Annotated in this window: 16 protein-coding genes, 1 tRNA gene and 2 pseudogenes; 16 read left to right on the top strand and 3 right to left on the bottom strand. The window is 56.6% G+C overall.

Going from position 1 to position 23,271, the window contains the following annotated elements:
- Positions 1-145 precede the first annotated feature (145 nt).
- The 7 genes from AACI_RS12680 (at position 146) to AACI_RS12650 (ending at position 8,298) form a co-directional block, all read left to right on the top strand.
- Positions 146-382, top strand: a complete 237-nt coding sequence (locus AACI_RS12680) for a flagellar biosynthesis anti-sigma factor FlgM (protein ID WP_245530620.1) — start codon at positions 146-148, stop codon at positions 380-382.
- Entirely contained in the window at positions 369-659 is a 291-nt protein-coding gene (locus AACI_RS12675) for a hypothetical protein (protein WP_012811807.1), read from the top strand. Before AACI_RS12680 ends, AACI_RS12675 begins: the two co-directional genes overlap by 14 nt.
- Before the next feature lie 17 nt (positions 660-676).
- Positions 677-2,122: a flagellar hook-associated protein FlgK gene (flgK, locus tag AACI_RS12670; protein WP_012811806.1), complete on the top strand. Its 1,446-nt coding sequence runs from the start codon at positions 677-679 to the stop codon at positions 2,120-2,122.
- A 29-nt stretch (positions 2,123-2,151) separates the two neighbouring features.
- Positions 2,152-3,111, top strand: a complete 960-nt coding sequence (locus AACI_RS12665) for a flagellin N-terminal helical domain-containing protein (protein ID WP_245530619.1) — start codon at positions 2,152-2,154, stop codon at positions 3,109-3,111.
- 96 nt (positions 3,112-3,207) lie between these two features.
- Positions 3,208-4,065: a flagellin N-terminal helical domain-containing protein gene (locus AACI_RS12660; protein WP_012811804.1), complete on the top strand. Its 858-nt coding sequence runs from the start codon at positions 3,208-3,210 to the stop codon at positions 4,063-4,065.
- 59 nt (positions 4,066-4,124) lie between these two features.
- Positions 4,125-5,669: a flagellar filament capping protein FliD gene (gene fliD, locus AACI_RS12655; protein WP_012811803.1), complete on the top strand. Its 1,545-nt coding sequence runs from the start codon at positions 4,125-4,127 to the stop codon at positions 5,667-5,669.
- Positions 5,670-6,018: 349 nt separating this feature from the next.
- A complete protein-coding gene (locus AACI_RS12650; protein ID WP_342626151.1) occupies positions 6,019-8,298 on the top strand; it encodes a glycosyltransferase in 2,280 nt (759 codons plus the stop codon).
- 21 nt (positions 8,299-8,319) lie between these two features.
- On the opposite strand, the gene AACI_RS12645 is transcribed toward AACI_RS12650, so the two are convergent.
- Positions 8,320-9,186 (bottom strand): methyltransferase domain-containing protein, encoded by an 867-nt coding sequence (locus AACI_RS12645; RefSeq protein ID WP_012811801.1) that lies wholly within the window; start codon positions 9,184-9,186, stop codon positions 8,320-8,322.
- Positions 9,187-9,686: 500 nt separating this feature from the next.
- On the opposite strand from AACI_RS12645, the gene AACI_RS12640 reads away from it, so the two are divergent.
- Positions 9,687-10,751 carry a glycosyltransferase family 2 protein gene (locus AACI_RS12640; RefSeq protein WP_012811800.1) on the top strand — a complete coding sequence of 355 codons (1,065 nt, stop codon included), beginning with the start codon at positions 9,687-9,689 and terminating at the stop codon, positions 10,749-10,751.
- A gap of 440 nt (positions 10,752-11,191) precedes the next feature.
- Here the strand turns inward: AACI_RS12640 and AACI_RS12635 are convergent.
- Positions 11,192-11,749, bottom strand: a pseudogene (locus AACI_RS12635) (transposase); the annotation flags it as partial.
- 91 nt (positions 11,750-11,840) lie between these two features.
- Here AACI_RS12635 and AACI_RS12630 point away from each other — a divergent pair.
- The gene (locus AACI_RS12630; protein WP_041707247.1) at positions 11,841-13,541 is read left to right on the top strand and encodes an IS1634 family transposase; all 1,701 of its coding nucleotides are present in this window, start codon (positions 11,841-11,843) and stop codon (positions 13,539-13,541) included.
- Between the two features lie 166 nt (positions 13,542-13,707).
- Here AACI_RS12630 and AACI_RS16780 read toward each other — a convergent pair.
- A pseudogene (locus tag AACI_RS16780) lies at positions 13,708-14,355 on the bottom strand (transposase); the annotation flags it as partial.
- 472 nt (positions 14,356-14,827) lie between these two features.
- Here AACI_RS16780 and hpf point away from each other — a divergent pair.
- The 7 genes from hpf (at position 14,828) to AACI_RS12590 (ending at position 22,957) form a co-directional block, all read left to right on the top strand.
- Positions 14,828-15,370: a ribosome hibernation-promoting factor, HPF/YfiA family gene (gene hpf, locus AACI_RS12620; protein WP_012811799.1), complete on the top strand. Its 543-nt coding sequence runs from the start codon at positions 14,828-14,830 to the stop codon at positions 15,368-15,370.
- 152 nt (positions 15,371-15,522) lie between these two features.
- On the top strand, positions 15,523-17,913 hold the full coding sequence (secA, locus tag AACI_RS12615) for a preprotein translocase subunit SecA (protein WP_012811798.1): 2,391 nt from the start codon (positions 15,523-15,525) through the stop codon (positions 17,911-17,913).
- 177 nt (positions 17,914-18,090) lie between these two features.
- A protein-coding gene (gene prfB, locus AACI_RS12610; RefSeq protein WP_012811797.1) for a peptide chain release factor 2 occupies positions 18,091-19,243 on the top strand; the annotation gives its coding sequence in 2 pieces (ribosomal slippage) (positions 18,091-18,168 and positions 18,170-19,243; 1,152 coding nt in all).
- A 117-nt stretch (positions 19,244-19,360) separates the two neighbouring features.
- Positions 19,361-20,923 carry a glucose-6-phosphate dehydrogenase gene (gene zwf, locus AACI_RS12605; protein ID WP_012811796.1) on the top strand — a complete coding sequence of 521 codons (1,563 nt, stop codon included), beginning with the start codon at positions 19,361-19,363 and terminating at the stop codon, positions 20,921-20,923.
- Positions 20,924-21,574, top strand: coding sequence for a cyclase family protein (locus tag AACI_RS12600; RefSeq protein ID WP_012811795.1), 651 nt, complete (start codon positions 20,924-20,926; stop codon positions 21,572-21,574).
- 109 nt (positions 21,575-21,683) lie between these two features.
- Positions 21,684-21,760 (top strand) — tRNA-Ile (locus AACI_RS12595).
- Between the two features lie 291 nt (positions 21,761-22,051).
- On the top strand, positions 22,052-22,957 hold the full coding sequence (locus AACI_RS12590; RefSeq protein WP_245530618.1) for a DUF1648 domain-containing protein: 906 nt from the start codon (positions 22,052-22,054) through the stop codon (positions 22,955-22,957).
- Positions 22,958-23,271: the final 314 nt, after the last annotated feature.

Below are 23,271 nucleotides of genomic sequence, written 5' to 3'. Positions count from 1 at the left end.
CAGTGAAGGCGTCCAAAAACGAAAAAGATTCTGCAGTGGTCTCGCGGGTCGTGCTGTAAAAAGAGGTGGCTGCATCGGCCGCCTTTTTACGTTCTGCGAAGCGATCGAAAAAAATTTTTCTTCAGCCCGAACGGATCGACAAAACATGACGTTGTACATAGTGAAGGGACAAGGGGGACTGGCCATGTGGATTCCGCCGAGTTCGTATCTCGTCTCATCGAGCGCGAGTAGTGGCGCCACGGCGAACACGCCGGCCGATAAGAGCAGGCTAGAGAAGCTTCAGCAGCTACAGCAGGCGGTACAAAGCGGGACGTATCAGGTGAATCTGAAACACATTGCGCAAGCCATGGTGGAGCGAGGCGTGCTCAATGGCGACGGATGAAGTCGAGGGCTTGCTGGCTCGCCTCGAAGTACTCACCTATGAAGTGTTGGCTCGTCTAACACGAGGTGAAGTAGCAGATTTGATAGAGCTCGTGGCTGAACAGTGCCACTGCGTCGACAAGCTCGCGGGATGTGTTTCGACAGAAGATGCTGAACGACTTCGCAAAATTGTGCGAAATGTGACGCTGCAGCAGCAATTGGTGCAACAGGGACTGGAGATTTCGCGGTCGTTTCTCGATCGCTTGTATCAGAAGGATAGATTTCAAGGTTGGGCGTGACGCAGAGGTGACGGGTGATGGGAATACCGACATTTTCGCCGCTGTACATCGGGTTGTCCGGGTTACAGGCGATGCAGGAAGCGGAGAGTGTGGTTGGCAATAACATTGACAATGCCAACACACCGGGTTACGCGCAGGAGACGGTCAACTTCGCGGAAAACGTTCCGTATCCGCCAGAACCGGGCTACGGGCCGCTTGTTGCCGGACAACTGGGTCAAGGGGTGTCGGTGCAATCCGTCGCGCGTCAGGCTAGCTGGTTTTACGATGTCCAGGATAGGCAAAATCAAAGTACGTATCAGTTCTATACGACCCGGAGTTCCGTCTTGACGCAGATCGAAGGTATTCTCAATGAGCCGAGTTCAAACAGTTTACAAAATGCCATGGATCAGTTCTTCAGTGCGTGGAAAACGCTGTCGACGGATCCATCGGATACGGCGGCTCGCCAAGCGGTGATATCGCAGGGCAACGTGGTGGCGCAAACCTTCAATACCGTAATCGAACAGTTAGAGCAATTGCAACAGAACCTCGTGGACACTGTGAACAGCCAGGTGCAACAATTTAACCAGTATGCGCAAAATCTGCTGAGCATTCAGCAGCAAATCCAGACCGTGCAGCAGTACGGTGAAAATCCAAATCAACTGTTGGATCAACAAGCTCAAATATTGGATAAAATGTCTCAGTTGGCAAATCTGAATCTGTCACAAAATGCAGATGGTACAGTAAATGTTTCAATTGGCGAAGGGTCTAACAGTGTACAGGTGCTAAAAGAAGATCCGACAACGAAATCAATCACGCTTACGCAGGTATCTTCATCAAAACTGTCTGCAATAACAGGTGGCCAGATGGCGGGGAATTTGCAAGGGTACGAAGATGTTGCGCAGCTTCTGATGAATCTGAATGCGTTTCTTAACGCTTTCGCGGAAGCTGTGAATCAACAGAGTCAAGTGGCTTTGTTTCAAACTCCTGTAAATCTGGACACAAGCGCGAGCAATGGGGTGTTTTCGGGGGGGCAAGTGCAGGTTGTAGCAACTGCAAATGATCTGCACCCCATCCCGTCATTGGATGCGAGTGGGGATAATTCGACCGAGTTAGCGGTTGTGAATCTTCAGGCCACACCATTGCAAAATGCGGGTGTGAGCACTTCTTATGCATACACGTATAACGATCCGTGGTCTGGAAGCTCATCGAGTGCATCATTCGAGATAACCGGGACTCTAGATCAGGCGCTGGCTAGCATGGTGTCGAACATCGGTATGACCGCCTCGGGTGTAACGTCGAGCGAGGCAACCGCAAACGCACTTCTCCAACAGAGTACGCAGTTACGTCAGTCGATCTCGGGCGTGTCGCTTGACGAGCAGGCATCTTACATGATTTCTTACCAAAACGCGTATGCCGCTGCGGCGAAGTATATTGCGACGTTCCAAACGATGATGCAGAGCTTGCTGAACATGGTACAGCCCTGAGGTGATCATCAGTGCGGATTACGCCTTGGATGGAACAGCAGCAGTTTCTCTACAATATGGAAAACATTAACACGGCCATGCAAAACGTACAGGAGGAATTGTCTACAGGCAAAGTCTTAAACCTCCCGCAAGACGATCCTGTCGCTGTGTCGGAAGACATGGATCTGTCTGCTGAGGTGTCTCAAGTCTCGGCAAGTTTGTCCACAATTTCAACGGGGCTCTCCTGGATGAACGCTACTCAAACGGCGATTCAGGGGATCATTTCTCAGCTCCAGCAAATTCAATCAGACATTGTCGCGGCGTTAAACACGCCCAATCAAAGCCAAGGCGGCCTGGCGGGTTACGCTGCGACAGTCAGTCAGTTAATCCAAGGCGTCTATCAGATTGCAGATCAAATGGTTGGAAATCGATATCTGTTTGGTGGTCAGGCGGATAACACGGCGCCTACGACGTATCTCAAGACGTCGCCGACGGATACGCCACAGCCGATTCCGCCGGGCGCTGGTCCTTCATCAGGTTCTAGGTCGTATGATCCATTTGATGATAGTCAAGCGAGTCCACCCAATATCAACTATCAAATCGCGGATGGTGTTTCGGTCAGAGTGACAGTCACCGCCTATGACTTGTTTCTTGTGCAACCTTCAAGCACCGCTCCGAATTTGCAAGATACGCTCAACAACATCCAGACAGACATATATTCCGGAAACTCAGGGAATCTCAAACAAGACTTGTCCGATTTGCAGGTGAATTTGAATCAGGTTATCAATTTGAATGCTGCGCTCGGCGCGCGCATCCAGCGCATGACGGCGGCGCAAAATCAGCTGACCCAATACCAGACAAATCTCACAGACTTGAAAGGGGGGATTGAAGGGGCGGATATGGCGCGGGTGTTGACGCAGTTCTCAACTGATCAGGTGATCTACGAGGCTGCGCTGCAAATGGGCGCCCAAATTCTGCTTCCGTCCTTGGTCAATTACTTGCCAAGCTAAAACTGTCTATCGTGTTCCGCCGCTACGCGGTGAAACAAAATTGGCGCCCGGAGGCGCCGAAGCTAGAGAAGAACACAAGCGGAGGAGGAGTTGCTCATGTCTCTCAACTTCAGTGTAAACAACAATGCGTCGGCTGCAAGCATTCTTTCGAATTTGCAGTATGTGAACAACGAGATCAACACGTCGTATCAACAGCTTTCTACCGGTAACCGTATCAACAGCGCTGCTGACGATCCTGCAGGATATGCCATCTCACAGCAAATGACTGCTCAGGTTAATGCGCTCAATCAGGCCATTCAAAATGCTCAAAATGGCATTAGCATGCTGCAGACTGCCTCTGGTGCTATGAATCAGATTACCTCTATTCTTCAAACGATGAACACGCTTGCGGTGGAGGCGGCGAACGGAACTGAAAACTCAGACGATTTAAATAACCTGGACCAGGAATTTGTTGCTTTGCAAAAGCAGATCGACAATATTACAAGCCAGACGAAGTTCAACACTAAAACTCTTCTGGACGGAACGTTTGCAACCTCAGGGGTTGTATTCCAAATTAACACAGATAGCACGAAGAACTCACAACTAAGCGTAACAATCGCGGCTGTAAATATCGGTGCGTTATTTAAGGGACACGTTAGCACTTCTAGTCCTTACTTGCACATCACATCCCAATCTCTCGCGCAGCAGGCGATTTCGCTCGTCCAAGCTGCCATTACAAGTCTGTCTTCATACCAGGCGCAGATCGGCGCTGTCGAAGATCGGCTCAATTACACAGTTTCTAACTTGCAAAACACAGCCGACAATCTTCAGAATGCGGAGTCGACCATTACGAACACCGACATGGCGCAGGCGTACACGCAGTTCAGCCAACAGCAGGTGCTTCAGCAGGTCGGGCTTGCGATGCTGGCGCAGGCGGATCAGCAACCCGATGCGATCCTCAAGTTGTTGCAATGACAAGAAGGGACGTCAGCCCCGGCCACCTTGGCTGGGGCTTCCCTGAAGGGGGCTAACGAATGGCGATTAACGCTTCCAGCCTATCGGCGTCAAGTCTCCAGACGGCCGCTAGCTTGCTTCAACAGTTGAATACAGTCTCAAATCCATCGGGGAACGGTCTGCCTGTTACGCAGTATGTGCAGGATCTACAAACCATTCTTCAACAAGAACTTGAAAAGCCTCTCCAAAGCCAAATATCGACTCTCACTTCGCAACAAAGTGCGCTGAGTTCATTACAGTCAGCGCTTCAGACGTTCCAACAGGCAACGGAGACGCTGGCAAGTCTCCAGAGCTGGAGCACGGTCCAAGCGTCGACAAGCAACTCGAGCGTGCTTTCGGTTACGGCGTCCGCGGGGGCGAGCGTCGGCACGTATTCAATCCAGGTGACGTCCCTTGCGCAAGCACAAACGACGTTTCAAACCTCAGGATTGCAATCGACTGCGAATGGTGCCTCAACCCTGGCGAGTGGAACGCTTGTGATCACACCGAACACGCTGAACAAGGCGCAACCAGTCTCCATCAACATCGCGCAGGGTGAGTCGCTTCAGGACATCGCAAACGCAATCAATGAAAAGACGACTCAGACGGGCGTTGCTGCGTCGGTCATTTCGAACGGGCAAAACTCGTATTTCTTGGCTCTGTCGTCGATCCAGACGGGTCAAGCGTACGGATTCACTGTCACTGAGACGAATGTTGGATCAAACGGTGCTCAAATTGCATTCCAGACAGATACTCAGGCCCAAAACGCGACAATCGTTGTTGGCGGACAGACGCTGAGTTCTTCGACGAACACATTCCAGAACTATATTCCGAACGTCACGATTCAATTGAACAACATTGGGACTGCCAATGTCACCCTGTCGAATGACACGAGTGGCGCAGAGAAGGCGGTACAGACCTGGATGAATGCGTACAACACCCTAATCGACACAATCCGTCAGGACACAGCCTACACGCCGGCGTCGGGTGCAAAGACGAGCAGTTCGGCGGGACCGCTCTTTGGAGATCCTCTGACGCAAGGGCTCTTGCAACAAATTCCAGCGGCAGTCAGCAGTGTGGCTAGTTCTGTCGCGTCTCAATACAATTCTCTCGCTTCGATCGGGATCGTTCTCGATCCGACCACGGGTCATCTCGAATTTCAATCTGCGTCCGGTTTCAGCTCAGCAGCTGGTACGTTGCCGGACGGACAAACGATGTTCCAGCAGGCACTTGCCTCGAATTTGTCCGCTGTCGAACAGTTATTTGGGGTTGTCGACACAACAGCGCCACAAGCCATCCCTACATCGGGTGTATTGGGAAATCTGTATAATCTTCTCAATACAATGCTCATCGGCAATCCGAATGGTACGGGTCAATCGCCAATTCAGTCCGAAATCAGCGCTTTACAGTCTCAACAAACGACCCTTCAAAACTACCTGAACCTGGTTGACGCTCAAATTCAAGACCGCGTCCAGCAGTATGAGAATCAGCTCAACAAACTGAACAGCGTGATGCAACAGGCACAGGCGCAAATGCAACAGCTTTCTGCGCTGTTTAAGTCGTCGTCTTCCACCAGCACAGCGTGAGGTGATGTCGGGTGCACGCTCCTGTGGATGACCCATCTTTCTCCTCTCATGCTGAGCGAGCATGGCTGTTGGGTAACGAGGTTTTGGCGTATCTCGCATCGGGACACTTTCACGAGGCAATGGCAGTGATGCTTCACAGAGACCAGGAACTGGCTGCCGTGTCCCTGTCGTTCCGTGAAGTTCCTGATCGGTGGCGTTGTCGACTGTTGGCACAGACGGATGCGATTTATCGAGCCGCACTGAAGTTGACCCAGCAAATTGCACGTCAACGGGATGAAACCCTGGCCGGTCGTCCTGCCTTACGTGCCTACGCTGCGGCGAAATGTGTATGTAGTGAATCCAGCAAGTTGTGAGGAGAATCGTCGTGCTACTTTCGGCCTGTCTCATAGTGAAAAACGAAGCTCATGTGCTACCGCGTTGCTTAGGTTCGCTCCAAGGCGTAGCAGATGAAATCGTGGTAGTAGACACAGGTTCTACGGATGACACTCCTCGCATCGCCGAGTCATTCGGTGCGCGTGTGTATCATTTTGAGTGGACTGGAGACTTTGCGGTAGCCCGAAACGAATCGTTGCGATATGCGCTGGGCGAGTATGTGCTTGTGATCGATGCTGATGAGTTTTTGCCAAAGGAGGACGGTGTTCGCCTGCGTCAGGCGCTCCAAGAGAGGCGGGCCGACGCTTATACTGTGGACCTCGTCAACTACTTAGGATCAGTGGCTCGTTTTGTCCGTTCACCCGGTGTTCGCGTGGTGCGCGTCTTTCGACGCGGTTTCTCGTACATGGGTTCTATCCACGAACAAATTTTGTACGACGTGATCGCCAAAGGCGGTCAAATCGAGGTTCTTGACGTCGAGATTCATCATTTAGGTTATCTAGCCGAGTTCGTAGCGCTTAAAGGCAAGTCGGACCGCAATCTCGAGATCTTAAATCAGGCCCTGGCAATTGATCCGGATAATTTTTTTCATATCACGAACCTTATGGCCGAATACGCCCGGTTAGGTGATCCAAAAAAAGTCGTGGAGCTGGGCGAGCGCGCATACGACCTTTTTCAGCGCGGTCGAGTTAACCAGCCGCATCTCGTTCTGCGAATGTATCGCATGATGATCGCAGCGCACGGCGATCTTGGCAATTATGACCGAGTCGAGGCACTGGCGAGAGAAGCCGAGCTATTCTTTCCGAATATCCCGGACGTCCCATTCGTCCATGCACTCTATGTGATGCAACGCGGCGATTGGCGAAAGGCGATTCGGCTGTTTGAGCGCAGTCGTGAAATTGGTGAGATTCGATCTGAGATTATCGACACCATAGCTGGCGCGGGCTCATACGTCGCGGCTGCGAAGCTCGGCGAACTCTGGCTACTCGAGGGCGATGTAGAACTTGCTCGAGAATATTTTGTACAGAGTTTACGTGAGAACCTGCGTCAGGAGGGCACCTTCTTTTTCTTAGCTTCGCTTCTCCCGCTGAATGATCCAAGCGTATTCGAGCAACTCCGTGCCCTCGCGAGCCACGATCCAGTCTGTCTTGCGTATCTTGCCCTCGCAGGAGCAGTATGGCGGGTCGACCATGCTTGGCGGCTCATCAATGAAATCGAACAAACGCCCGTGACGGCACCAATCGTCGCAAAACTGCGCGCACTCGGCGCGGTACTTGGTATTCTACCCGCAAACGATGTCCGAGTGGATTCGACGGTCGAACGGGAAATTCAATGGTACGAGGCGCTCTTTGCACTTGAACGAGGAGATCGCGACCAGGCAGAGAGATGCCTACGCGACCAACCGGAGCGTTGGGAGCGTCTGTCTGAGTGGCTAACGAGCAAGCAAGGTCTTTGCATTAGCCCGATCCTGGACGAGTTGCTGCTAGCTCGTGTCGATGAGTTGCTTCTTGCGTGGCTACCAAGGGCAGAAGACCGAGATCTCGCGCTGTCAAGGGTTTTGGCGTCTCCGCTTCGCGAGGAAGTCTGGAAGGCTGCGTGGCTCGGCGAACGCGGCTGGGAGTGCGACTTTTTGGCCTTGGGTGCGTTTCGGCGCCGCGACATTCAGGCAAGTCTCAACTGGCTCGAGCGTGGTCTCACCTACGAGCCCACAGTACGGCGGGCCATCGTCGAGATCGATCTCGCCTTATGCCACAAAAACATCGCTCACGCCCAGGAAGTAGCAAGCCAAGCAAGTAGGTTGTTCCCTGAATCGAAACTGTTGGAGGGCATTGCAGGGAGCCTAGGCGTCTCGCCGCGACCAATGCGCTCTTTAGACGACTTGTTGGGAGGGGGTAGTGGCTTGAATCCACATCGCGCCTACCAATCGTCCGTCAACAGCATGCCACTTAAGGTAAAGATCATGAAGCTCCATGAGCGGGCCGTAGAGTGCGTCGATCAAGTCAAGGCTCTCGTTGATCAAGGTGACATCATGGGGGCCCGCACGTACATCCAGTACGTGCAAGACATTATCACCTTTTTGCGCAGTAACCTCGACACGTCGACGGAAGCAGGCAAGGCGGCCGATGCGGCATACGCGTACTTCTATAAGATGCTGGTTGAGTGGTTCCTGCAGCCATCGAAGGTGGAAAGCGAGTACAAGGAAATGCGAGATTTCTGGCAGTCGTGGGCGGACACGTGGGCCAAGGTTGAGGCATGAGGCGGGCGGAGATCATCCGCCTCAGCTCGGTTTCTGCGCGATCACGGCGATCTCGGCATGCATGGAGAACTGCCAGCGAGCCTCTTCTTGCCTGAGGTCTCGAAGCAGCTCTAGATACTCGGGCTTGGTAAGTATGCCACGAGCGACGAGTTCCTGTCGGCCTGCCTGAAGCTGCTCGGCGAGTATGTCGCGGGCGAGGTCGCTAGGTGCTAGGCTGTACACTGCTTGGGGCACGACAAACGTCTGCGTGATGGAAAATCCCGCATCGTGGAAAATCGACGCGAGCTGCCGTCCGACCTCCCGAACGCCGCCTTTCGCGCGCTGTAGAGACTTCAGGGCATCCTTTGCTCGCGTGACGGCCGGCGGATCCGCTGGATATTCTATGGAAAGGGCGTCGTCGCTATCGATGGCGCAGACAAAGCCCTCGGACCGCAGGATGCGGAACATTTCGGCCGCTGCGGTGCGCGAATTTGGTATGTGCTGGAAAAGGAAGCGCGAGACGACACCATCGGCGAAGCCATCGGGAAGGGGAAGCGCCATGGCGTCACCTCGTTGGAGTGTGATCGACGCGCCATCCTTCAAGGCGCCACGGGCTGCAAGTGTCGATAGGATTTCTTCGTCCACAGCGAGAGCGGCTGGCGAGTGGTCGATCCCGGTCACGTGCACGCTGTGCATTGCAGCTATGTCAAAGAGAAGCGCGCCGTAACCGCAACCGACGTCTACGATATGCATGCCGGGACGCATGGGCAATGTCGCCAGGATCGCGCGCCGCATAGCGGCGGTCGCTATGGTCTGTCGGATCAGCCACTTGTCGGTTATGTCCTCGCGGTCGGCGAACGCTTGCATGACGTCATCCACAATCTGTAGGCGGTCCAATGAGCGATCCATCCAGAACTCCTTATCATCCTGTGTCTTCACTCTCAAACAATGTACGAGCGTGCTCAGTATACCACAATTCGATTCCAATTGAATGAAACCGTCCTGGATGCATCGATTCCGCATAATTTGCGAAGGTAGCCCTGGGAGTACGCTCGCGTGTCGTGGGTCGCTCGCGCTTTAGCGAGCGTATGACTCGACGCAAGGGTAAGAACACTTGCGAAGTGGTGTTACGCACTGTCCGATTAAAATCTTGGTATTCTACCATAGGGGAGGGCAGCGCTCATGTGGAGTGCCGAAGGCGCTACATACAAGACTTTGAGAGAGTGACGTCTCGCCCGCACCTCGACAGGCCAAGAGCCCTATGCTTCCCACGAGATGAATTTGAGTCGATGTACGACTTCAGGTATGTGTCCGAGTAAGCTTATCCCTTCTTGTTCGGAACCGTTCGCTTGCCAAGATACATTATGGTTCAGTTTACTGTGAGAAATTTAGAATCGAGGTTGATTGTCGTGATTACAGTCTGGACCCAAGCTTATAACAGTGAGATGTTTATCCGGCAGTGCATCGAAAGTGTATTGAACCAAACCTATACCCAGTTTGAATACATCATCGTGGACGATGGTAGTTCAGATAGGACGTGGGAAATTATTAAAGAATACGAAAAGGTCGATAGTCGAGTTCGAGCCTATCGAACTCCCGCAAGGTCCGGAGGGTTTAAGTATGACCTGTTAATGGAGGTTGCGAGGGGAGAGTACTTCACAGCGGTCGATAGCGATGACTGGCTTGAAGTTACTTTTTTAGAAAAGCTTATGACGTATTGTGAGGAAGAGAATTTAGACATGTGTGTCTGTGGATCTCGCTACTATGTGGACGCAACGGGTCAAAGCGGAGTGCTCAGAGTTCCTGAGCGGACATTGACCTTTCCCTCCACGGATATACCTCGCTATTTTCCAACGATTCATCAGTTTCTCCGGCCAATTTGGGGCAAACTCATTCGCATTCACACGATGCGAGAAACTGATTTGAGTATGTTTAGGCTATTTGTTGAGAAACAATACAAAGGCTTCGACACTGCGTTTACGATGTCTGTATTTGAGGCTTGCTCAAAAATAGGGATGATAAGTGAGATTCTTCATAATTACAGAATTAGAGAAGGGTCGTCGTTTGGCGAGTTTTCTAATTCTCGCTATGAGGCATATGAGGCATTGTATAAACAAACTGTTCACCTTTTGGCTAAATATGGACAGATCAGCCCTGATAACCGTAGATTTATTTCGCAAGTATTCTTTCATGCGGTTAAAGATGTATTGGACATTTGCTTAAAGTCCAACCTTTCACTAGAAGAAAAAATATCCTACATGCTCAGCGTTTTTGGAAAGAATTCGTTGATCGAGCTGAGACAAGAGGACATGTACGGGGATGGACTGCACATATTGATGCCTTACATTCTCCTTCTAATTAATGTAGTGAATACCCGGGGCCTGGACGGTGAGCCTGTGATGGATCTTCTTCGATTCATGTTTCCATCTAACCCCTTAATAGCTCGTCTATTTAATGCGCAATGCAAAGATTAAAGGATACATGGCGGCCGTTTCATAAGAGTTATTGGAACTACATGTCACAAACGGGCAGATACGAATGTGGCCAGCGGATGAGGTTGATCGCATTTGACCTTGTGGCCCGTTACGTCATCGAAGCGGTTGGCTACGGATAGAGGGCTTTTTTCAGATCACGAGCTCGTGTGTAGCAAGGGTTCTTCGAGTACCAAAGGGAAGTTTGCTGCAAATCGAGATGAGAAATAGTATGAAATTCCAGTAAATAGAGGGTCAAGCATGCGCGCTCGGCTCGAAAAACGTGACCTTTTCCTTTTGATGAGCCCTTTGCAGAATGACTGACTCCATCGCGAGCGAAAACGACGCACACTTCTCGTGAAAGATAACGCATGCCATAAAAACCCTTTTCTGTTGTGTGATAAATCACGTCCCTTCAGTGGTGTTCGGTTCGAAGCATCAGGTTAAGCCACCTGCTCGATACGATTCGTCCGGTGCATCGCCAGAGCAGACGCCAACAGTACACTGGCGTTGATGTACGCATGCGCTGTGACCTTCTCGATACCCCGCACATGCACGCCGTCAAGCGTCAGCCACTCTTTCAGCCGTGCAAAACAGCGCTCTACAGCGGTCCGTTCATCATAAAGCATCTTCCATGTGCGAGAGCCGCGATGTGGATTCGCGTATCGACGGACGTCCTCGTCGAGACGCTTCTTCACGACCATACCGTAATTCGACGCGGAACAGGCAGCCATGCCAAGCGGACAATCGACCTGGCCTGTCGCGTGCGGACAGCGAAACTTGAGCCAGTCGCCCTCTGCGCCCCAATACGTCATCCGATACCCCATCGTGCAGCGGGGCGTGCCGTCGAAATCCATCCCTTCCGGCGGCTCTTTCTCATTCCGGCGATTCATCGGGATGATAGCCTGAGCACCTAATGCTCGAGCGGCTTCATAGTTTTTCGTCTGGTCGTATCCTGCATCCATTAACACGAAGCGAATCCGCCAGTCGTGGTGATGGAGCCCACATTTCGCGCCCGTTTTTCGGGCTTGTGTTCATTTTCGACAGGAATTTTGATTCCACACGTGGAATTGGATAGCCCGTCGTATCTTCGTGCGGGAGGCTTTCCAGTTGTTCGGTCCAGTTCGCTCGTATGTCATGGGGCCTGCGCCCGTTTTAGCCAGACTGATCGACGAGTTGAAGTGGGTAGAGATTATCGACGAGTTCGTGCCACGTCCGGATAGCAAACTGTCCGTCGGGCTGCGTACCAAGGCGTTGCTGGTTAATATCGGCACGAATCGCGAAGCCCTCTACCGGGTGGAGGAGTTCTACGCGCAACGGGATGTGGAAGTCCTGCTTGGAAGCGGCGTCTCCGCAGACGATCTCCATGATGACGCTTTGGCCCGGGCTCTGGATGCCTTGTACGACGCAGGTCTCGAGGCATTATACGCGCGTATCGCCCTCCACACGCTACGCAGACTCCGGGTGCTCAGCGATTCCAACGAACTCATCCCCATCCATGCGGATACCACGTCGCTCTCTATGACAGGCGAGTACCTGGACCAAACAGCGTTTCGCATTGACCGGGGATTCTCCAAGGACCACCGGCCTGATCTCAAGCAAATTGTGTTTGGACTTTGCACCGTCCATGGTCTGGGGCTATGCGCGAACGTCAACCCTGGGAACTTGGACGATCACACATGGAATTTCGAGAACATCCAGCAACTCCTGAGCCAGCTCGATGAGGAGACGCGAAAGAGAAGCGTCTACGTCGCGGACGCGGCGTTGGTGACGAAGGACAACCTTGAGCTTTTGGCGGAGGAAGACTTCCATTTCATCTCACGACTGCCGGGGACGTATAAGCTGTCCGAGGACCTGAAGAGAGCGGCATGGGAGAAAGAAAACAGCTGGAAAGAAGTCGGTCGGCTCGCTGAGGCGGAAGACAGCGCCCATTACAGGATCCAGGCCTTCCGTCGCACGCTGTACGGGCGAACGTATCGATTCGTCGTGGTGCGCTCCTCCAGCCTGGATACCCGGAAGGAGCGTAAGCTCAAAGAGGTGCTCAAGCGTGAGAAGGCTGCGCTGGAGAAAGCGGCCAAGGCGATGAGCCAAAACGTCTACAGTTGTGAACAAGATGCGCAGATGGCCATGCAGACCTTCATGCACGAACACCGTGCCACTTTGCATCCCATCTCCGCCCGCATATGTGCCGAGCAGGTGCAGGCAAAACGCGCGCGCCGCGGTCGCCCGCGCAAAGATGACCCGCCACCGCCGGTGCATACACAGTACCGTGTGGAAGTGGCGATCTTACCGCCTTCTGAGGAGCGGGTTCAGCAGTGGCGAGAGAAGGAAGCGACGTTTGTGCTCATCACCGACATCCGCGATGATCAGCGTGTGTCAGATGAACAGATCCTCCGCCTGTATAAGGAACAACACGAGGTGGAGGCGCGTTTTCGGTATCTGAAAAGCCCGTATCACGTGGGTCCCATCTACCTGCATAAGCCGACACGGGTGAAAGCGTTCGGTTTCGTCATGCTGTTATCCCTGCTCTTGTATAGCGTATTGGAATATCTCATCCGAGAGAAGATGAAGCGGGAAACGGAACCGCTCATGCTGCCAGGCAATCGAAAGAGTTTTCGTCCAACAGGGTTGGCCATCCTCGAGATGCTGGATGGAGTGACGACCGTGCACATGCAGGTCGGCGACACGTGGCAGCGAGTACCTGCAACGCCTCATAATCCTCAGATCATGAGGGTTCTTAAGCTGCTGAACATGGACCTGAGCATCTACACGGAAGCGCAAAAAACGGCTTGATCAACGTTTGGGTCCGTGTGCACAGGGTTTCCAAAACTGAACATTTCTCAAAAAGATCGCGCTTTCGATAGCCCACACCCTTCCAGTCCCACAGTCGTCGGACGCTCAGATGGCTACCTCGCTCGAGTTTCCAGCTAAGTTTCTGTCGCGCGGCGCGAAATGTGGGATGGAGGTCCTCCATCAAGGGAATGGCCATCTCTCCATCGTAAACGTTCGCTGGCGTCACCGTGAGCGCCATGGGAAGTTCACTCTTGGCATCGACCGCCAAATGAACCTTGTAGCCAAACCACGCCAGCTTGTTGCCAAAGGCATCGAACTTCGCGCCCCAGTTGGCCCGATTGGAGGGCTGGACACCTGAGCGTGAGTGTTTCCGCTCATACGCATGGATCGCCGTGCTGTCGATAGCGACGTGTTCGCCCTCGATGAGCCCTTCGTCACGGCATTGACGAACCAACTCGGCAAATCGTGTCTCCGCAACCCCTTTGTCGACGATGGCCTGAAAAACGCGGCTTAGCGTCGAGACGGACGGAACCGATTCGTGAAGGGAGAAGCCGCACTGGTAACGAAAGCGCAAATCACTCTCCAGACGCCGGTGAAGCTGCGTAAAGGTCGAGATACCTTCAAGAGGTGCCGCGAGAAATGCGCGCAAGATGGCTTCACGAGAGATGGGCTTGGCCCCTTGGGGTGTCAAACTTCTCAACTTCGCGGCATACGGACCCAGATCGAGCGCGGAGAAAAAACGCTCACGCCGCTCCGAAGGGTCAATTTCCATCCATTCGTCAAAGGAAAAGAGCCACGCTTGTCGAACATACACGTTGGACTTCGCCCCCGTAGAAATGGTTTGGTGGATACCATTTTCTTTCTCTCAAGTTGGGGTGAAGTCCTTCTTTGTGCTCGAAAAACCCTTGCCGCACAAGGGCTCGTGATTCTGCAAAGGGCTCTTTGATAAAAACAATAAATGTGCTGCAATTCACCAGTTAGAGCGGCGTGAGGGTTTTCCTCCATACCTGATGTCATAGTCATAGATGTCGCATCTGTGGAACGTGTCTCGATTTTCGTGCAGCTTCATTGATCGTTTGGCCTCACACAAATTGGTTTCTCCTGTCTCGCGCTGCTCGGTCTTGGCGTCTTAAGAGGCCCTCATCGGCGAGGGCATTTCGTCGTGATCGGCACTCGGCTTTGTCACGAACCTTCGCGCTTGAAGTGTGAGAAAACACCACAGAATTTCAACTCTCTTTCGGGGCAATCGCGTTATAATGGATGCACCCACGAAGGAGGGGTTGTCGATGAAGGCACAGGTTCATGGCGACAACATCGCCGTCACAGCCGCGCTGCAAGATTACGTGGACAAAAAGATCGCGCGCCTCACTCGCTACTTCGACCGAGAGGCGGACAAGCAAATCTACGTCACCATGGCTGTCGAGGGCTTGGATCACCGCGTGGAGATGACCGTGTTCGTCAACGGCGTGATTTTCCGGGCGGAAGAAAAATCGCCGGACATGTACGCATCCATCGACTTGGCGACGGATAAGCTGGAAGAGCAAATTCATCGGTATAAAGAAAAACTGAACCGGAGGTTTCGCGCGCGCGGCCCGCGGCCCCAGCTGAAAGCGGCCGATCGCGACGCCGTGGCGGAAACGGACGACGAGATCAAGGTCGTGCGGGTCAAGCGGTTCCCCATCAAGCCGATGGACGTCGAGGAAGCCGTCCTGCAGATGGAACTGCTTGGGCACGACTTTTTTGTCTTCATGAACGCGGAGACGGAGGAAGTGAACGTCGTGTACCGCCGCCGCAGCGGCGACTACGGGCTCATCGAGCCGCAGATCTGACGACCCCAGGGGCGCCGCGCACTCGTCGGCGCCCCGTTCCTCGAGATGAATCCCCCGTATTTCCATTTTCCAATCTCTATATTGTCCCGGCCCCTTCCGTGCGGTACAATAAATCGTTAGAAGTTCACCGCACATGGGGGTGTGACCGTTCGGTGGGACTCCTCAAACAGGTCTTCAACTCGAACGAACGTGAAATTGCCCGATTGCGCCGCATGGTGGATCGGATCAATGCATTAGAGCCTGAATTTGAAAAGATGTCGGACGAAGAGCTGCGATCGATGACGGCGAAGTTCCGCGAGCGGCTCGCGAACGGCGAAAAGTTGGACAATCTGCTGTATGAAGCGTTCGCCGTCGTGCGCGAGGCCGCGAAGCGCGTGCTCGGCCAGCGCCACTTCGACGTGCAGCTCATGGGCGGCATCGTTTTGCACGAGGGCCGCGTGGCCGAGATGAAGACGGGCGAAGGCAAGACGCTCGTCGCGACGCTGCCCGCGTACCTGAACGCGCTCACGGGTGAAGGCGTGCACGTCGTCACGGTGAACGACTACCTGGCGAAGCGCGACGCCGAGTACACGGGCAAGGTGCATCGGTTCCTGGGCCTCACGGTCGGCTACAACGGTCCCGACATGACGCCGGCGCAGAAGCGCGAGGCGTACCGCGCGGACATCACGTATGGCACCAACAACGAGTTTGGCTTCGACTACCTGCGCGACAACATGGTGATGTCGCTCGAGGACATGGTCCAGCGCAAGCTGCACTACGCCATCGTGGACGAGGTGGACTCCATCCTCATCGACGAGGCGAGGACGCCGCTCATCATCTCGGGACCGGCTGAAAAGTCGGCCGATTTGTATTTTCGCGCGGATATGCTGGTGCGCCGCCTGAAGCCGGGCGAAGACTACGAGGTCGACGAGAAGATGCGCACCGCCAACCTGACCGAGTCGGGCGTGAAAAAGGCGGAGCAGTTCTTCCGCGTGAACAATCTGTTCGATCCGGAAAACGTCACCCTGATGCACCACATCACGCAGGCGCTGAAGGCGCACGGCCTCATGAAGCGCGATAAGGATTACGTCGTGATCGGCGACGAGGTGCACATCGTCGACGAGTTCACGGGCCGCATCCTGCACGGGCGCCGGTACAGCGAGGGCCTGCATCAGGCCATCGAGGCGAAGGAGGGCGTCAAGGTCCAGAACGAGTCGAAGACGCTCGCGACCATCACCCTCCAGAACTACTTCCGCATGTACGAGAAGCTGGCCGGCATGACGGGTACCGCGAAAACGGAGGAGAAGGAGTTCATCGAGATCTACGGCATGGACGTGGTGGTCATCCCGACCAACCGCCCGATGATCCGCGTCGATCTCGACGACGTCGTGTACAAGACGGAGCGGGCCAAGTTCCGCGCGGTGGTCGAAGAGGTGGCGCGTCGGCACGCCAAGGGTCAGCCGGTGCTCGTCGGCACCACGTCCATCGAGAAGTCGGAGCTTCTCTCGCGCATGCTCCACGAGCGCGGCATCCCGCACCAGGTGCTGAACGCGAAGCACCATGAGCGCGAGGCCGAGATCGTGGCGCTCGCCGGTCAGCGGGGCATGGTGACCATCGCCACCAACATGGCGGGCCGCGGCACGGACATCATCCTCGGCGAGGGCGTGGCGGAACTCGGCGGCCTGCACATCATCGGCACCGAGCGGCACGAGAGCCGGCGGATCGACAACCAGCTGCGCGGTCGCGCGGGGCGCCAGGGGGATCCGGGATCGTCCCAGTTCTTCCTCTCGCTTGAGGACGATCTGCTGCGCCTGTTCGGATCGGACAACATCAAGCGGCTCATGGATCGGCTGGGCCTCGACGAGGATCAGCCCATCGAGCAGAAGATGCTGACCAACGCCATCGAGCGGGCGCAGAAGAAGGTCGAGGGCAACAACTACGATCTCCGGAAACACGTGCTCCGCTACGACGACGTGCTGAACAAGCAGCGCGAGGTCATCTACCGCCAGCGCCGCCAGATCCTCGAGCGCGAGGATCTGCGCAGCATCGTGGAGGGTATGCTTGAGGATCTGATCGATCACATGCTCGAGGTGTACTGCTCCGAGGAGCAGGTGCCAGAGGACTGGGATCTGCAGGCGCTCGTTCAGTACGCGGAGCACCACTTCCTGCACCCGGGCCAGGTGACGGTGGAAGAGCTGCGCAAGCTGGATCGGGACGAGATCAAGGAGCGGCTCCTCGAGCTCGGGAAGATGAATTACGATAAGCGCCGCGAGGAGCTCGGCGAGATCATGCACCAGCTCGAGCGGCTCGTGCTGCTGCGCGCGGTCGACTCGAAGTGGATGGATCACATCGACGCGATGGATCAGTTCCGCCAGAGCGTGCACCTGCGCTCGTACGGGCAGGCCGATCCGCTCGTCATCTACCAAAAAGAGGGCTTCGAGATGTTCGAAGCGATGATCCATTCCATCGAGGAAGAGGTCATCCTGTACGTGTTCAAGGCGAACGTCCAGGCCGTCCCGCAGCAGCCGGTGGCGCATGGCGCTGTGCCGGTGCAGGGCGGCTGATGGCGACGCCATCCAACGGCGCTGTCACGGGGGCGAGGGCCAAGCGGCGGCTGCGCCTTTGACGCGATGGCGTCGGAGGGCCGGATGATCCGAGGCGACCGCCGCCCAACCCGCGCACGCGGAGGTCATCCGTTTGATACAATAACGACCGAAACATCGCAGGGAGTGATGAGTCACATGGCAGAGACGTACGGCGAGCTTCGCCAGGAACTGAAGAGCATGGCCACCAGGTTGGCGGACTTCGGGAGGTCTCTTTGACGTCGCGGGCAAAGAGCACCGCATTGCGACGCTCGAGGCGCTGATGGCCGCGCCCGACTTCTGGGACGATCCCGACCGCGCCCAGAAGATCATCGCGGAGATGAACGGCGTGAAGTCGGTCGTCGACACGATGAGGCGGCTTGAGTCGCTCCTTCAGGACGCCGAGGTGGCGCTGCAGCTCGCGCAGGAGGAGGACGATCACGACCTGTTCGCCGAGGCCAACCGGCTGGCGGAACAGTTGAAGTCCGAGATGGACGAGTTCGAGCTGCAGCTCATGCTGTCGGGCGAGTACGACAAGAACAACGCCATTCTGGAGCTGCACCCCGGGGCGGGCGGCACCGAGTCGCAGGACTGGGCCTCGATGCTCCTGCGCATGTACACGCGCTGGGCGGAGGATCACGGCTACAAGGTCGAGGTGCTCGACTACCTGCCTGGCGAAGAGGCGGGCATCAAGAGCGTCACGCTCCTCGTCAAGGGTCACAACGCCTACGGCTATCTGAAGGCGGAGAAGGGCGTGCACCGCTTGGTCCGCATCTCCCCATTTGACGCGTCGGGGCGGCGGCACACGTCGTTCGCGTCGGTGGACGTCATCCCCGAGATCGCCGAGGACGACGACTCCATCGAGATCCGGCCGGAGGAGTTGCGCATCGACACGTACCGGTCCACCGGCGCGGGAGGCCAGCACGTGAACACCACCGACTCCGCGGTGCGGATTACGCACATTCCCACCGGGATCGTCGTCACGTGCCAGAGCGAGCGGTCCCAGATCCAGAACCGCGCCCGCGCGATGGAGATCCTGAAATCGCGCCTCGCGGCCAAGCGTCGCGAGGAGCGGGAGCAGGAGCTCGCGCAGCTGCGCGGCGAGCAAAAGGAAATCGCCTGGGGCAGCCAGATCCGCTCGTACGTGTTCCACCCGTATTCGCTCGTGAAGGATCACCGGACGAATTACGAGACGTCGAACACGCAGGCGGTCATGGACGGCGAGATCGATCCGTTCATTCACGCGTACCTGCGCTGGCAGCTCGCGCGCGAACAGCAGCGCGAGAACGAGGCCGTGCGGGACGCGACATAACATCGGACAAAAGATCGAAGACTACGGCCGAGCGGGCATCCGCTCGGCCTCTGTATGTCTGTGACGACTTTGTGTAGAATGGAAGCGGACTGATATACAAAGAGGAGATGGAGTGCTATGGGAGTGGAGAGCCAGGTCAACACCCGCAGGCAGGTGCCGCCGCACGTTTTCGTGCTGTTCGGCGCGACGGGCGATCTCGCCCACCGCAAGCTGTTCCCCGCCTTGTATCAGCTCGAGAAGAAGGGGCTGTTGCCGGACGGGATGAGCATCGTCGGCACCGCACGCCGCAGTTACACGGACGACTCGTTCCGCGACGAGGTGCGCAAGGCGCTCGATTCGTTCGTGAAGGAGGGCGTCGAGGAGGACGTCTGGTCGCGCCTCGCGCCGCGCATTCACTACATCGCGGGCAACGTCGACAACGAGGACGATTTCAAGAAGCTCGCCGATTTCGTGGTCGAGATCGAGAAAGAGAAAGACCACGGCGGGAATCGGCTGTTCTACCTCTCGATGGCGCCGCGCTTCTTCGGCGAGACGGCGCTCAATCTGAAGAAGGCAGGGCTCGCCGACACGAAGGGCTGGCGTCGGCTCATCATCGAGAAGCCGTTCGGGCACGACTACCAGTCCGCGGCGGAGCTCAACCAGGAGCTGTCGACCGCGTTTTCGGAAGACGAGATCTTCCGCATCGATCACTACCTCGGCAAGGAGATGGTGCAGAACATCGAGGTGATCCGCTTCGCCAACTCGATGTTCGGCCCGCTTTGGGACAACCGTTCCATCGCCTGCGTCCAGATCACGTCGAGCGAGACCGTGGGCGTCGAGGATCGCGCCTCGTACTACGAGACAGCCGGGGCGCTGCGCGACATGGTGCAGAACCACATGCTGCAAATGGTCATGATGGTCGCCATGGAGCCCCCGAGCCGCCTGCACACGGAGGCCATCCGCGACGAGAAGGTGAAGGTACTGCGATCGCTTCGCGCCTATCGCGAGGACGAGGTCGGGCAGTACGTCGTGCGCGGCCAGTACGCCGCGGGCGAGATCGACGGCAAGCCCGTGCCGGGCTATCGCGAGGAGCCGGGCGTGGCGCCGGACTCGAAGACGGAGACCTTCGTCGCGGCGAAGCTCTTTATCGACAACTTCCGCTGGGCGGGCGTGCCGTTCTACATCCGCACCGGCAAGCGGATGCCGAAGAAGTCGACCGAGATTGTCATCCAGTTCCGCAACATGCCGGAGCACCTGTACTTCAACCAGGACGGGAAGCTGGGCCCGAACCTGCTCGTCATCCGCATCAACCCGGTCGAAGGGATGTACATGCAGGTGAACGTCAAGCGGCCGGGCACGGAGAACGTCGTCGTACCGGTTGCACTCGAGTTCAGCCAGCCGGCCGACAAGTCGCCCGAGGCGTACGAGCGCCTGTTGCACGACGCGATGCACGGGGATTCGACCTTCTTCACGCGCTGGGACGAGGTGGCGCTCGCGTGGAAGTTCGTCGATCCGATTGCCAACGCGTTCGCCGAGGATCGCGTGCCGCTTGACACGTACAAGGCCGGCACGTGGGGCCCGAAGGCTTCGGACGATCTCGTCCAGCCAAACCCGGGCCTGTGGTGGCCGCTCTACGGGAACGAGTCGCCGATGCAGGATCTGGAGCGGGCCGTCGGCCACCTCGTGGAGGTGAAGCGGTAAATGCCAAAGGTGTACGACGTGAGCATGCTGATCCACGAGGGCATGCAGGTGTACAAGAACAAGGACGACAAGCGGCCGAGCTTCGAAACCACGTCCGACTTCCAAACCGGGTCTGCGCACGAGACCCGGTTGCACTTGGACGCGCACACCGGCACGCACATCGACGCCGAGCTGCACATGGTGCCCGGCGGCAAGACCATCGAGGCCGTCGGACTGGACAAGCTCATCGGCCCGTGCCGCGTGATCGATCTCACCGGCGTGGAGGACGGGATTACGCGGGCCGATCTGGAGCCGCACGCGCCGAAGGCGGGCGAGTTTCTCCTCTTCAAGACGCGCAATTCGTTCGAGGAGACGTTTAACTTCGAGTTCATTTACCTGAAGGAGGACGGCGCCCGCTACCTCGCCGAGATCGGCGTGCGCGGCGTGGGAACGGACGGCCTTGGCGTCGAGCGATCCCAGCCGGACCACGCGACGCACGTGGCCCTTCTGTCGAAGGACATCGTGGTGCTCGAGGGGTTGCGGCTGAAGGATGTGCCACCGGGCGCGTATTTCATGATTGCGCTGCCGCTCAAGCTCACCGGGATCGATGCCGCGCCCGCGCGGGTCATTCTCGTGGAAGGGCTTGAGCCTGGGCCCCTCACGTTCGCCTGAACCGCGGACGGCTTGTGAAGGCGACGCGGCAACTTCGGGCGCGCGGGGCGCGCTCCTCCGAACAGTGACAACATGGTCGCCGTGTGATATACTGTGAGGAGACGCGCAAGGGCCCATAGCTCAGTCGGTCAGAGCGGCCGGCTCATAACCGGTTGGTCCCAGGTTCGAGCCCTGGTGGGCCCACCACGGGTGCAGACGCCCCGAAACGCCCGATGACGGGACGTTTCGGGGCGTGCAGTTTTTGGCGGCAGCGGACGAGCGGGGGCTGACTTGACGGCGGAATTGCGGGATTCTTCGCTCAAGTCGGTTGCGGTCCGAGGTTCACTTGTGATGGCGACGCTTGCCGCGCGCCACGACCAAGACCCGCTGTCCAGGGTGGAGGACAATCACAATCGGCTTCTTTCGCTTCACCGTTGCTCCTCCTTTCTGCATCGGATGTTGCATCGTACGGCCGGGGATGTCCGTTGTCCACGGCGCATGTGCGAAGGGGTGACCATCATGGCGGGCTACGTCGGTGATCAGCCCACGGCGGGGACGGTGCTGCACGATCCGAGCATTTGGATTTGTGTCGGGATCGCCGTTCTGCTCATCGCAGTGGGGCTCTTGGCGCACCGCGCATTCCGGGAAAGCGGGGCAGGGGGCTTCGCGGCCCTCTTCTGGATTCCTCCCAGTGTACCGTTTCTTCTGGCTGTGTACGTCTTTGTCTCCGGTCTCCGAAACGGGTGGCGGCTGGTCGGCGGTGTGCTGCGGGTGCGCACGAATGCTGGTGTAACCGAAATCGATCTCGCCCGCGCGCACGCGGCCTGGGTGACGCAGAACGGCGTCTACGGGTTGGCGGATCGCCTGCTCGGGACGAGCACAGGTGCTTATGCGAGCGGTCTGTTTCGCCTGAACAATGGGCAGGTGGCGGATGTGTACGTACTCGCCGGTGCGCCTCGGCTCGCCGTATCGGACGGCCACGCGCTCGTCATTCTCGGCACACCCGGACTCGACGCGCTGGTGCGCCATGTCTCCATGGGTGCCATTCCCGCCGTGCCGCCCGCAAGCGTCTTGCCCTTCCATCCCGTTGCAGGTCTTGTCACGCTGGCCGTGTCCGCCGCGATGCTCCTGGTTCACGTGGCCATGTGGCGGCGGTATCGGACGCGCGTGCCGGATCGCGTGACATCGCACTGGGGCGTGACCGGGCGGCCCAATGGACAGATGAGCAGGGCAGGGTTCTACCGATGGGGGCTCGGCGTCGCTGTCGGCCTAGGCATCTTGTTCACTTTCATCTCGTGCATGACCTGGGCGGCGTGTCTCCTGGGGGCACTCGTCGAACTGTCGATTGCCCTTCTTTGGGGGATGGTGTGGCGGATGAACGCTCGATCGGCCCGCATCGCGTGACGCTGTGGCCCACCGCTTCGCGTGGCCGGGACAAAGACCGCGTCGCTTTCGTCTCCCTCTCCGTAGCATGGTGGTGATCCTCGCGGAAGGAGGGACCATCATGTACGGATGCTTTGGCGCCTACACGCAGTGGGCTGTGGTGTTTCTGATCATCTTCGTGCTGTTCTTCCTGTTGGTGCCGGCGTACAACAACGGCGTTTGACGCAACGGTATCAGATCGCCGTGGGCAGTCAACTCAAGCGGCATGGAATGCTCAGGCTTCGCGGGTCTGAAACGGCGGGCTGCTCAACCGGATGCGGCCTGCCTTTTTTTGA

It is taken from the genome of Alicyclobacillus acidocaldarius subsp. acidocaldarius DSM 446 (genome assembly GCF_000024285.1).
Taxonomy (GTDB): Bacteria; Bacillota; Bacilli; order Alicyclobacillales; family Alicyclobacillaceae; genus Alicyclobacillus; species Alicyclobacillus acidocaldarius.
Note: the sequence above shows the minus strand (reverse complement) of the source record. Positions and strands in the feature narration are given on the sequence as shown.

Coding starts and splice junctions, on each gene's coding strand:
- AACI_RS12675 (WP_012811807.1), top strand. CDS start 369: ATGGCGACGGATGAAGTCGAGGGCTTGCTGGCTCGCCTCGAAGTACTC.
- hpf (WP_012811799.1), top strand. CDS start 14,828: ATGAAGGCACAGGTTCATGGCGACAACATCGCCGTCACAGCCGCGCTG.
- AACI_RS12600 (WP_012811795.1), top strand. CDS start 20,924: ATGCCAAAGGTGTACGACGTGAGCATGCTGATCCACGAGGGCATGCAG.
- AACI_RS12660 (WP_012811804.1), top strand. CDS start 3,208: ATGTCTCTCAACTTCAGTGTAAACAACAATGCGTCGGCTGCAAGCATT.
- AACI_RS12680 (WP_245530620.1), top strand. CDS start 146: ATGACGTTGTACATAGTGAAGGGACAAGGGGGACTGGCCATGTGGATT.
- AACI_RS12665 (WP_245530619.1), top strand. CDS start 2,152: ATGGAACAGCAGCAGTTTCTCTACAATATGGAAAACATTAACACGGCC.
- AACI_RS12590 (WP_245530618.1), top strand. CDS start 22,052: ATGTGCGAAGGGGTGACCATCATGGCGGGCTACGTCGGTGATCAGCCC.
- flgK (WP_012811806.1), top strand. CDS start 677: ATGGGAATACCGACATTTTCGCCGCTGTACATCGGGTTGTCCGGGTTA.
- zwf (WP_012811796.1), top strand. CDS start 19,361: ATGGGAGTGGAGAGCCAGGTCAACACCCGCAGGCAGGTGCCGCCGCAC.
- fliD (WP_012811803.1), top strand. CDS start 4,125: ATGGCGATTAACGCTTCCAGCCTATCGGCGTCAAGTCTCCAGACGGCC.
- AACI_RS12645 (WP_012811801.1), bottom strand. CDS start 9,186: ATGGATCGCTCATTGGACCGCCTACAGATTGTGGATGACGTCATGCAA.